Source organism: Priestia endophytica DSM 13796, from assembly GCF_900115845.1.
GTDB lineage: Bacteria > Bacillota > Bacilli > Bacillales > Bacillaceae_H > Bacillus_I > Bacillus_I endophytica.
On record NZ_FOXX01000004.1, the window covers coordinates 224,637 to 236,732 of the forward strand.

The 12,096-nt window shown below is 34.8% G+C and carries 11 protein-coding genes; 5 read left to right on the forward strand and 6 right to left on the reverse strand.

Features of this window, described 5'->3' with window-relative positions:
- Positions 1–113: 113 nt before the first annotated feature.
- Entirely contained in the window at positions 114–857 is a 744-nt protein-coding gene (locus BM012_RS10115) for an SDR family NAD(P)-dependent oxidoreductase (RefSeq protein WP_061804223.1), read from the forward strand.
- 166 nt (positions 858–1,023) lie between these two features.
- On the opposite strand, the gene BM012_RS10120 is transcribed toward BM012_RS10115, so the two are convergent.
- Positions 1,024–1,392 carry a hypothetical protein gene (locus tag BM012_RS10120; RefSeq protein WP_061804222.1) on the reverse strand — a complete coding sequence of 123 codons (369 nt, stop codon included), beginning with the start codon at positions 1,390–1,392 and terminating at the stop codon, positions 1,024–1,026.
- 83 nt (positions 1,393–1,475) lie between these two features.
- Positions 1,476–1,886 carry a helix-turn-helix domain-containing protein gene (locus tag BM012_RS10125; RefSeq protein WP_061804221.1) on the reverse strand — a complete coding sequence of 137 codons (411 nt, stop codon included), beginning with the start codon at positions 1,884–1,886 and terminating at the stop codon, positions 1,476–1,478.
- 355 nt (positions 1,887–2,241) lie between these two features.
- On the opposite strand from BM012_RS10125, the gene BM012_RS10130 reads away from it, so the two are divergent.
- Positions 2,242–5,424: a bifunctional cytochrome P450/NADPH--P450 reductase gene (locus BM012_RS10130; protein WP_061804220.1), complete on the forward strand. Its 3,183-nt coding sequence runs from the start codon at positions 2,242–2,244 to the stop codon at positions 5,422–5,424.
- 299 nt (positions 5,425–5,723) lie between these two features.
- Here BM012_RS10130 and BM012_RS10135 read toward each other — a convergent pair whose 3' ends face one another.
- Positions 5,724–7,100: an aminotransferase-like domain-containing protein gene (locus BM012_RS10135; RefSeq protein ID WP_061804219.1), complete on the reverse strand. Its 1,377-nt coding sequence runs from the start codon at positions 7,098–7,100 to the stop codon at positions 5,724–5,726.
- Between the two features lie 161 nt (positions 7,101–7,261).
- Between BM012_RS10135 and BM012_RS10140 the strand changes: the two genes are divergently transcribed.
- The 3 genes from BM012_RS10140 (at position 7,262) to BM012_RS10150 (ending at position 10,085) form a co-directional block, all read left to right on the forward strand.
- Positions 7,262–8,164, forward strand: a complete 903-nt coding sequence (locus BM012_RS10140) for a DMT family transporter (protein WP_061804218.1) — start codon at positions 7,262–7,264, stop codon at positions 8,162–8,164.
- 397 nt (positions 8,165–8,561) lie between these two features.
- Positions 8,562–8,846 (forward strand): hypothetical protein, encoded by a 285-nt coding sequence (locus tag BM012_RS10145; RefSeq protein ID WP_061804217.1) that lies wholly within the window; start codon positions 8,562–8,564, stop codon positions 8,844–8,846.
- 369 nt (positions 8,847–9,215) lie between these two features.
- A complete protein-coding gene (locus BM012_RS10150; RefSeq protein ID WP_061804216.1) occupies positions 9,216–10,085 on the forward strand; it encodes a protein-glutamine gamma-glutamyltransferase in 870 nt (289 codons plus the stop codon).
- Positions 10,086–10,389: 304 nt separating this feature from the next.
- On the opposite strand, the gene BM012_RS10155 is transcribed toward BM012_RS10150, so the two are convergent.
- The 3 genes from BM012_RS10155 to BM012_RS26800 form a co-directional block, all read right to left on the reverse strand.
- Positions 10,390–10,863 (reverse strand): hypothetical protein, encoded by a 474-nt coding sequence (locus BM012_RS10155; protein WP_172460147.1) that lies wholly within the window; start codon positions 10,861–10,863, stop codon positions 10,390–10,392.
- A 65-nt stretch (positions 10,864–10,928) separates the two neighbouring features.
- A complete protein-coding gene (locus BM012_RS26795) occupies positions 10,929–11,378 on the reverse strand; it encodes a DUF3231 family protein (RefSeq protein WP_268801476.1) in 450 nt (149 codons plus the stop codon).
- Between the two features lie 15 nt (positions 11,379–11,393).
- The gene (locus BM012_RS26800; protein ID WP_235606151.1) at positions 11,394–11,984 is read right to left on the reverse strand and encodes a DUF3231 family protein; all 591 of its coding nucleotides are present in this window, start codon (positions 11,982–11,984) and stop codon (positions 11,394–11,396) included.
- Positions 11,985–12,096 lie beyond the last annotated feature (112 nt).

The window sequence follows — 12,096 nt, forward strand, 5'->3', positions numbered from 1 at the left end:
CTCACTCCTTTGATATCATTTAAAATGATACTGGTCTTATTATTAACTATTATATCTTCTTTACATAATAAAGTTATAATAAATTACGATAAAGAGAAAGGGAGGATAAGAACATGAGCGATTTTGAAAACAAAGCATATATTATCACTGGCGGGGGTACTGGTGTTGGAAGAGCAATTTCATTAAAATTAGCAGAAAGAGGCGCAAAAGTTATTATCAATTATCGTAAATCAGAAAAAGAAGCAAGGGAAGTAACTGAGAAAATTACAGAGTGCGGAGGTATCGCTCTCCCCTTTAGAGCAGACGTTGCGATAGAAAAGGAAGTTCGTGAAATGGTGTCACAAACTATAAAGGAGTTTGGGCAAATAGATGGATTAGTGAATAATGCTAGTATTACTGCTCAAATTGCTATGAATGATTTAGAATCTGCCACAGATGAAATATGGGATTCCTTGTACGATGTAAATGTAAAAGGCATGTTTCATTGTATAAAAGCTGTTGTGCCCTTTATGAAGAAACAAGGTTCAGGCGCTATAGTGAATTTAGGAAGCGTAGCTGGAACAACCGGAATTGGCTCTTCTATCCCCTATGCAGCAACAAAGGCAGCTATTCATAACATGACAAGATCTCTAGCAATTGCTCTTTCCCCTCATATTCGAGTAAACTGCATATCTCCAGGTGCTATAGAAACAAGATGGTGGTCTGGTCATAAAGATAAGATGTATGAGCTTGCTGGGAACCTACCGCTTCAACGTATTTCATCACCAAACGATATTGCAGATGCTGTCCTTTTTCAACTTACGCAGGCGTCTGTTACAGGCCAAGTATTTACTATTGATAATGGTCAAACTCTTTAGTTCTAAATAGGTGTTATTTCTATATTTTTTATTTTGTATTTCTTTTAGAACAACATTTATTTAGATAACTTTTCTATTTTATAACCTATTTCTCCATATAAAAACAAGGAGGGATTTTAATAAACCTCTTTGTTTTTATATCAGTTTGTTATAAATTCATTTCCTCTTATTCATAGCTGCGTGATTTTTTATCATCTATCCTAATATTTCCCCTTATACCAGAACCCTTCTTCCCTCGTCCCCACCACATTGCTAAAACGAAGATAGACCAAAAAGAAAGGACAATGCTAATGCCTATAATGCCTGTCCAATAGATCTCTATTCCCTTTTTGCTAATTTTGCTCTTTCTCGTAAATATGTAGAGACAGATTCCCGTAACGATATATAAAAGAACAGTAACGATGGTTGTAAAAGTAAGACAATACAGTGCATTTATCCCTATAACCCCTTCAAGAAAATAAGCCATATCTTGACCAAAGATGCCTAATGCGGTAGCCACAGTGAGTAAGATACAGATACAAATGTTAGCTTTCATTATAAAACTCCTTACGTAATTAAGTTCCTACGTCCACAATCACTAAAACGAAAACAGATAGAACTCTTCTCATAATAAAAAGATCAATCATCCTTCAGTTTGAATTCTTGTATCATATTTTCCGCGACCTTTTTTAAACTTCCATAGAAAACAATAAGTAAAGCTCCTATGATATTTGAAATACTAGAAAGTATTAATAAATTAAAGAAAACTCCAAGAAACATGCCGATAATTATAATAGTAAACCCAAGATATAAACCCGTACTTAGAAAGTCCTCTTTTTCCTCAGATGTAAATCTGTCTTTTCTCATCAAGTCATAGAGCGGAATTTGATAATACTTACTTATCTTCATTAGTTGGTTTGCATTTGGCTCACTTCTGTTGTTTTCCCAGTCATCAATGGTTTCTTTTGATACTTCAATGTGATGAGCAAATTCTTCTTTAGAAATGCCTTTCATTTCCCTCAACTTACTCAGTCGAGCGCCTATACTCACTCAAATAACCTCCTGCGTTCCCTCTTTATTAACAAATCCGTTTTTTACTTAACTCTCTTTTCATTTACGGCTATCAATCAACTAGGTTTCTCTTTTCTCAAAATTTATTTACGACCGCAGTTATAAAATTTTCAGTTTCTTCTTATCTGTACTGAATCTATTATCCGTTGAAACAAACGTCATACTTTGTTCTTTAACGCCATTTAAGAGAGAATCTCCTTTCCCTCTATCAAAGTAAAAGTTATATTCTTTCTACGTACAGGAGGAGATTAGAAGGAATAATAAGAATTAATTTGGTAATAACAAAAAAAGGAATCTGAACTCCACTACATATGAAAAAGAAAGGATGTTGTATATGACCAAAGGTTTGAATATTCCCCAACCTAAAACATTTGGCCCACTCGGTAACTTACCTTTAATTAATAGAGACAAGCCGACTTTATCTCTTTGCGAACTTGCAGAAGAACATGGTCCAATCTTTCGCTTTAAGACGCCTGGTGCTGAGAGTGTTGTTGTTTCTGGACACAAATTAGTAAAAGAAGTTTGTGATGAATCACGATTTGATAAAAGTATTAAGGGACCTTTAGAAAATGTTCGGGCTTTTTCTGGTGACGGGCTTTTTACGAGTTGGACACATGAACCAAATTGGAAAAAAGCTCATCATATTCTTCTTCCGACCTTCAGTCAGCGAGCAATGAAGGGTTATCATTCAATGATGGTGGATATTGCAACACAACTTATTCAGAAATGGGCACGTCTTAATCCAAAAGAAAGCATCAACGTCCCAGAAGATATGACACGCCTAACGCTAGATACCATTGGGTTATGTGGGTTTAACTATCGTTTTAACAGTTATTATCGAGAAACGCCTCACCCTTTTATTAATAGTATGGTTCGTGCTCTTGATGAAGCAATGCATCAAGGACAGCGCCTTGGCATTCAGGATAAACTAATGGTAAGAACAAGACGTCAGTTTCAGCACGATATTCAAGCTATGTTTTCGTTAGTAGACAGCATTATTGCAGAGCGGAAAAGAACTAAAACAGAAGATGAAGGAGATTTACTATCTTTAATGCTTCATGCAAAAGATCCTGAAACAGGTGAGACATTAGATGATGAAAATATCCGCTATCAAATTATTACATTCTTAATTGCTGGTCATGAAACAACGAGTGGTTTACTATCTTTTGCATTATACTTTTTATTAAAAAATCCTGACAAAATGAAAAAAGCGTATGAGGAAGTTGATGCCGTTTTAACAGATTCGTCTCCTTCTTATAAACAGATTTTAGAACTAAAATATGTTCGGATGATCTTAAATGAAGCTCTCCGATTATGGCCAACAGCGCCAGGATTTAGATTGTATGCAAAAGAAGATACATGGTTAGAGGAAAAATACTTCATAAAAAAAGATGAAGCTATCTCTGTTCTGATTCCTCAATTACATCGTGATAAAGAAGCATGGGGAGATGATGTTGAAGCATTCCGTCCTGAACGATTTAAAGATCAGAGCAAAGTACCCCACCATGCTTACAAACCGTTTGGAAATGGGCAGCGAGCATGTATTGGCATGCAGTTTGCTCTTCATGAAGCAACCCTTGTGTTAGGAATGATTCTTCAACACTTTAATCTTATTGATTACAAAAATTATGAATTAGATATAAAACAAACGCTAACCTTAAAACCGGATGATTTCAAAGTTCGCGTTGAGTTGCGCCATAAGGACTCCATTATTTCTCCTACTATTTCAACACAAAAAAAAGAAGCAGATGATGAAAAGAAAAAAACACTTCAGCCATCTTCTATTATCGGACTAGACAATAGGCCCCTCCTTGTTCTTTATGGTTCTGATACAGGGACAGCCGAAGGAATTGCACGAGAACTTGCGGATACCGCTAGTTTACATGGAGTTAGAAGTAAAGTTGCTCCCCTTAATGATTATATAGGCCAACTTCCAAAAGAAGGAGCGCTTATCATTGTGACCTCTTCCTATAATGGAAAACCACCAAGCAATGCAAGTCAGTTTGTTCAATGGTTAGAAGAAGTTGAACCTGGCGAACTCCATGATGTTCACTATGCTGTATTAGGCTGTGGAGACCATAACTGGGCTAGTACGTATCAGTATGTTCCAAGATTTATTGATGAACAGCTTGCGCTCAAAGGTGCTATAAGATTCTCAACTCGTGGAGAAACGGATGCAAGTGGAGATTTTGATACCCAGTTCGAACAATGGAAAAACACGATGTGGAAAGACGCAATGAACACTTTTGGATTAAAGTTAAATGAAAACGTAGAAAAAGAGCGAAGCACACTTAACATACAATTTGTGAGCGGTCTTGGAGAGTCCCCTCTTGCTCAATCATACGAGGCAGCTTATGCCTCTATTAGCAAAAACATTGAGCTCCAGCTACCTGGAAGTGAACGAAGTACAAGACATATTGAAATTACGTTACCAGAAGAAGTGACTTATCAAGAAGGAGATCATCTTGGAGTTTTACCAAGTAACAGTAAAGAAAATGTAGAACGAATTCTAAAACGATTTTCATTGAATGGTAATAACCAAGTGAAGCTAACAGCAAGTGGAAGCAGTGCAGCTCACCTTCCTTTGAATCGTCCGATTAGCCTTCATAATCTTTTAAGCTATAGCGTGGAAATTCAGGAACCTGCCACTCGAGCCCAAATACGTGAACTGTCCGCTTACACAGTTTGTCCGCCTCACAAGCGTGAATTGGAAGAGTTATTAGAGGAAGACAATTACAAAGTTCAAATCATCAATAAAAGAATTTCTATGCTTGATTTAATGGAAAAATACGAAGCTTGTGAAATGCCCTTTGAACGCTTTTTAGAGCTTTTACGCCCGCTTAAACCAAGATTTTATTCTATTTCAAGCTCTCCCCGAGTGAACGCACAATGTGCAAGTATTACCGTTGCGGTCGTTCGTGCCCCTGCGTGGAGTGGTCATGGTGAATATCGAGGAGTTGCGTCAAACTATTTAGCAGCTCAAGAAGAAGGAAATGATATTTTAATGTTTGTGCGTACTCCACAATCTCATTTCCAACTGCCTAAAAACACTGAAACACCCATTATTATGGTAGGTCCAGGTACAGGAATAGCGCCGTTCCGAGGATTTCTCCAGGCACGTGAAACATTGAAAAAAGACGGCAAAACACTTGGTAAAGCATATCTCTACTTTGGATGTAGAAATGAAAATGATTTTATTTATAAAGAAGAACTTGAGAAATACGAGAGAGATGGAATTGTTGAGATTCACACAGCCTTCTCTCGGATACAGAACACGTCTAAAACATATGTACAACACTTGATTGCTAAAAACGCAGAAGAAATCATTCGTATCCTTGAGGAAGGTGCAAGACTTTATATATGTGGAGACGGAAGTAAAATGGCTCCTGAAGTTGAAAACACCTTACAAGATGCTTATAGCTCTCTCTATAATGTTGATGAACAGGAAGCACAAAAATGGCTAGATAACCTTCTAGCAAAAGGAATTTATGCGAAAGATGTTTGGTCAGGAATTTGATATATGATAAAAGGCATAAGGTGCTTTTCCTTATGCTTTTTATCATATAAATGTCTTTTACCCAGAGAACAGGGGAAAATGCAGCTCAATTCATTGAAAACCACAAGGAAAAAGCTGGAGAACTAAAAGGAGAATAAATATAAAAATAATTTTCTATAATCTATGACTAATCAGCAGCATCCTTAATTTTAAAATGAGCTATCTCTTTTAAATATTTCTTCAAAATAAAAAGGACCAAACGGCCCTTTCTACTTTATCTTTTATGAGTTTTATTTAAAATTGTACTAACCTTATCCATCCTACAAGTGTAAAAAGTTATTTGGAGTAATGTGTTTTTTCCTACTGTCAATTAAAGTAATACAGTGAGCCAATCGCTCTACTCCTAGTTTAATTTTACTCTTGTTCACTTGAGAGATACTTAATCGGATAAGATTTTCCTTTTTATATTCTGGTAAAAAAAATCTAGAGGCGTCATCAACATATACATGCTGTTCATTTAGCATATGAACGATCTGTTTTGCTGTCACCTTCTCAGGCAAACTGATGGAGAGATAGAATCCTGAAGAGGGTTTAGAAAAATGGGTATTAGCCGGTAGCAATGATTCACATGCTTCCTGAAGAAGTTGCATCTTCGTACGATATATCTCTTTTACTTTTTTTAGATGACTATTAAACATCCCACTCTTCAAATAAATTTCAAGAGCTCCTTGAGAAAGGGCTGGACTATTAAAATCTGAACTAAATTTATATCGTAAAAAATGGTTATTCATTAATGGGGGCAGAACGACAGTAGCAATCCTTAATCCTGGGAGAAAAATTTTCGAAAAACTTTTAATATAAATCACTCTCCCAGAAGGATTAAACGAAAATAAAGGATCTGATTTTGCATTTGGATCAAGGTCTCCTAAAAAATCATCTTCCACTATATATACATCGTATTTTTCAGCTAACTCAACGATTTTTTTCTTTTCACTATTCGTGTAACAATGTCCAAGAGGATTGTGGAATCTCGGGATAATATAAAAAAATTTTATACCATTATTTCGAAAAATATATTCCAGACGCTCAAGATCGATCCCTTCCATCGATAACTCAATTCCAAAGGTAGTCGCTTGGTGCAGAGTGATAGACTCAATAAATCCAAAATAAGTAGGCTGTTCAATAAGAATATTGTTTTTACCATTTGGAAATGACATAGAAACTAGTAAATTAAGGGCTTGCTGCGAGCCGGATACAACTACCAATCTTTCAGGTTGAGTGAACACCTGTAAATCCTGCAAATACTTCACGATCTGTACTCGTAATGAGTAAGACCCTTGCTGATCAGAGTATGTAAAAAGCTCTTCTTTATATTGTTCAATTGCTTGATTCATACAGTGTTGAAATTCAAGATAAGGCATAACGTTTTTATCTGGACCTGCAGACAAGAAATCAATGGTCTCATGTTCATTCGTCGCATTTTGAAATTCATTCACAACATAGTAACCGCTTTTAGGAACAGAATAAATTAAATGCTCTTTTTCTAGCTCATCATATGCTTTAATGACCGTATTTTTGCTACATGAAAAATCCTCGGATAGCTGACGAACAGAAGGCAGCTTACTACCTGCAATAAGCGATCCCTCCTCTAGACGAAGCTTAATTTCTTTCATTATCTTGATATATTTTGAGCTCATATATTCATTCCCCTTTAATTGTACCAGTACAGATAGGTAAAAAAACGATTTATCTTACGGTATGTACCCCATTATTATTTTAATTATATCAGAACTGTTTTTTAGAAAAGTAGAAAATGAGACAGATATGATACAAATTTAAAAGATAGGGGTAAAATAAGATGCAGAAAGAAACCGGAGAGAAATTTGGATTATTGTTAGGGTTAGCAGGTGTCATTTGTTTTAGCTTAACGCTCCCTTCTACAAGTATTGCAGTAGAGTATTTTGGGACTACAGTCGTCGGTTTAGGGAGAACAGTTGTCGCCGCGATTTTAGTAGCTGTAGTATTGATTATTCGAAAGGAAAAACTACCTTCTCTTCAACAATTCAAAAGTCTATTTATTGTTGCTTTTGGTGTAGTTTTAGGATTTCCTCTCCTCACTTCTTGGGCAATGGAATCTTTGCCTGTTTCTCATGGTGCTGTGGAATTAGCCCTGTTACCGTTAGCAACAGCCGGATTTGCTATGTTTAGAGGAGGTGAAATCCCTTCACTCAAATTTTGGATTTCAAGTGTAATCGGCTCTTTAGCTGTTATTATATATGCCCTTCATCTTGGATTTGGGGGATTACAATTTGCCGATTTAGCTTTACTAGCATCCGTGCTTATACTTGGACTTAGTTACGCAGAAGGTGGGAGATTAGCCAAAGAATTAGGTAGCTGGCAAGTTATTGCTTGGGCAATTATGATCGGTGCTCCATTTTTTATTATTCCAGTTGGGCTAAACGTGACAACTGAAATGTTCTATGCACCAATACATGCGTGGGTTAGTTTTATTTACCTCGCAGTGGTTAGTCAATTTCTAGCATATGTTGCTTGGTATAGCGGAATGGCTATGGGCGGAATAGCAAGAGTTAGTCAGATTCAATATTTACAACCATTTTTAATGATCCTATTTGCAACCGTATTTCTAGATGAATCCATCACATTTTTCACTTTTGTAATAGCACTGATTGTTGTCTTTTCTGTGATATTAGGCAAAAATGCTCCCGTATCCAAAAAAAGATCCCTATTAGAGAAAAACTAACTGTATGTTCAAAAATTGTGAAAAAATACACTTAAACTAAGGGGTATATTTATTTTAAAAAAAGATTACATATTAGTCGCATATAATATGTAATGTCCCTTGATTTATATATTTGTTTTGAATTTAAGTAATAATAAAAGTTCAATGTTAGATAGATCATAAGTATAAAAAGAGGTTGGGCTCCCTTGGGATACCTAACCTCTTTTAAATATAACAAGATAACTCTTTGTTTTTTCAGTACCATCTATTACAAAAACTTTGCTTATTTATATTCTTTTTAGAGAATTTATTTATATCTCTAGGCTAAAACAGGTTTTTGACGCATAGTACTCATCTAATCTTCGCTCTAACAATTTCATATGATATTACATATAGAGCTGAGGAGGTGAAGATATCCATGTATGAATACGAGTATGATAGAAAAGACTATTATGATGATAAACATGACAAACATGATAAAGATAAAAAAATGAAATGTTACTATGAAGAGTTAGAGGAACACCCTGAGTATGATGAGTATTATGGTAAATATGATCGTAAACTTGACAAGCATTACAAACATGATAGATATACAAGGCTAAAATGTTACTGGGAAAAGCCAGATAATGACCATGAGTATGATGATAAATATGATGACAAAAAAGATTATGATGATTGTGACTGTGAAAAAGGATATTACTAAATTGTTTCTACTCTAAAGCGTCTTCAAGGATAAAAAAGGCTAATCTAAGAGTTTAGTTTCAGTAATCTCTTGGACTAGCCTCTTTCACTTTATTTTCTTTGTAAAAACCTCTAAATTACATAAGTTAACAAAAAATGAGGTTAGACTTGCTAACAATAACCCTCCTTCCCCTTCATCACCCTTTACGTTTACGTTCCCTTAATGGGTAATTTAAAATCCTTACTCCAGCGTCTATAATCGAATTAATTGTAACAAGCCTCCCTTTAAAAAGGACAGATTGTTTTATTCGTTTAAATACACATTAAAACAAAGTTCGAATACGCTAGGTACTAATTACAAATAATACTTAAGCTTAGAATGAGGGATAATATGATACAAATATTTGGGATGCCTTTTCAACAAACTGACATGTGGCCGTCTGGTAGTATTGAACGTGTAATCGTTCAACGAATGGATGAAGACCAAGTCGTTTATTCGTATCAATCCATTGGGGAATTATCATTTGAACTCAAGTTACGAAAAAACATTATAGCAAGTGCAAGAGCCATGAATGAAGGTCATGCAGATTTTGAAGTCTTTGAAAAGTCTCGTTGTAATCCTCAGTACTGGAATTTAACGAGTTCTGGTGGATTCCAACTGAAGCGTGATGTAATGCCATCTGATGCAATTCAAGATATTTACAAAAACAGTTCACTATATGCTTTTGAGTGTGCTACGGCAAAAGTGATTATCTATTACCATGCCGTTCTAAACAGTATTGGTGAACGTTTATTTAATCGATTATTCCGCCCTCTCTATTTGTACAGCTGGCATTTTGATCCTGATCTTGGAATCCACGCTATTAAGACGAAGCATTTCTTACCTGGAGATATTGTCTATTTTAATAATCCGGATTTTAATCCAGAAGCCTCCTGGTGGAGAGGTGAAAATGCCGTTGTTCTCGAAGATGAAACTTATTTTGGACATGGAATAGGAATTGGAACCGCTGAACAAATCATTGACGCTCTGAATCAAAAGAGAAAGCAAGGAGGGAATGAATCAGCCTATCTGACAAATTCAGTCGCCAGACCATCTTTTAAACATTTAGCGAACATTTCGATGCTGCCTCGAGGTTATAGAGATTATAAAATTCAATATATTAAAGTACATCATAACGAAATTTCGATTTCATGTGATCGACATCTATTCTATTTAAATGAGGTATACAATAGGATAACTTATTCCAACCCATTCTCATAATGAAAATGGGTTTGGTAATTTTAGAAATCAAATCATTTATGAAAACTCGTAAACTGAGGGCTTACAAAAGGTATTTTCAGGTAAGTAAAAGAGACGTTGAACCTTTAACTCTTATAGAACAATCCATTACAGATCATAATTCAAAGTGGATAGCAAATTATTTTAAATAGAAAATCCAAGAGAACAGATTACCTGCCCTTATTCAGCTAACATGACAGTCCAGCAGAATGACCTTTTTGTTAAGAGCATAAGAAAAGAACACTATAATTCCTTTCGCACTTAAAAAATGTAAGTGTGAAAAAAATCAGCATTCTCTCTTTATAAACAATGTTAAGATTTTCTTTACAAGTAATCCTGTAAACACACCTGGGATTACAAATAACATCGGTAAAAAAATAGGACCTAACAGTAACCCAAAAATTTTAATTTTAGTAGAAAACATCAAACCTACAGTAACAAAATAGGCACAAAAAACAAATGGCAAAAATAAAAGGGTAGAATTTTCTCTCTCTTCATATGCATCTTTTACAGCATCCCACATCGAAAAAAAATATAAACATGGGTAAAACATAAGCCACTGGAAATCAATTACTTCAATAGAATGATGAATATTTCCAACAAAGCTTGAAATGATTGCAGTGTTAAAGTTGGATTGAATATTAACAAAAAGCTCTAAGAAGATAAACAAAATCCCTTTAACATATTGACAATTTAAAAGTTGTCCAAAACCGGGGAAAGCAATAGACCATAATAATCTTTCAAACATAGCCTTATTCACATTTTTAGCATCCTACTTTCTTTTTATCAAAGTAATAAATAAAGAAGTTATTTCAACTAAATATTTTAGCTTTGATTCCCTTCTGAAGATTTTGAAAGTGCTTTTCTGTCAGGAGCTGTATACGGTTCCTCAAACCAACCATGTTCAATCATCATATTTAAGCCGTCATTGTTATATTTTCCAATTAGTGAGATTAATTTTATAAACTCAGCTGCTAAGTCATGCCTTAACATTTGAGAGAGTGCAGCACCAAAGTTTTGTACAGCTATATCTCCTGCTAACGACCCATGATACATCATAAGTTTATCTGAAAAAGGAGAAGTAGTGGAATCCGTTATGTGGGCATCCATTAACTTAGGAGCAGGGAGATCTTGATTCATTAGATGGTCAGAAAAGTTCTTTATTTGATTTCCTGATAATTCAGCTCCTTTTTGAAAATATTTTCTAATTTTACTTGAGGATGCAACCTGACTAAAACCTAACATTAATGATTTACCTAGAATATTAGTATTAATATTATATTGTAAATGCTAGATTTCATTAGCTGTGAGTGGTCGATCTCTACCTGTAATAATGGAGATGAAGCTTTTCTTTTCTACAAAATCAACTTTTTTAGCATAAGGGATCGTTGGAAAACTAGGATCCATCCCTTTTGAGAGTAATAAATGTACTCCCCTTTCATAGGTTTCGGCTGAATCATTAGTACAATTTTGAAAATATTTCATAATATCTTGTCGTGTTGTACATGAGTAGGCATTTCCATAAATTACTATAGAAGCACTTGCCATCTGAACAATGTAAAAAGCCATGAACATATCACTGAAAAGACGAGGAGCCTCTTTTCTAATATCTTGTTCTCCGAATCCAACAGGGATAGGAATATTTTCTGTTTCAAAAATGCCCTGAATTTCCTTCACATGCCTACGAGAGACTTCTAATGCAAATTTAACAAAGTCTTTAATTTCCTCATCTTGTACGACTTGAAGAAAGTGCTCAAACATACAACTAAATAAAGAATCGCCCATATAATTACTAAACAAATCAGCCAATTCAGCTGAAGTTAACTGTTTATTTTGTTGATGTTCTTCTATTTCCTTTTCAGTCAATAAATCCTTATCCATCTTATCCCTCCATTCGTTTATATTATCTGTATAATAAAGGGAAAATATTTAAAGAAATGAAAGAAGGTAGAAAAAGCGGTTATCAAAATTTATTACGATTATCATTAATTTT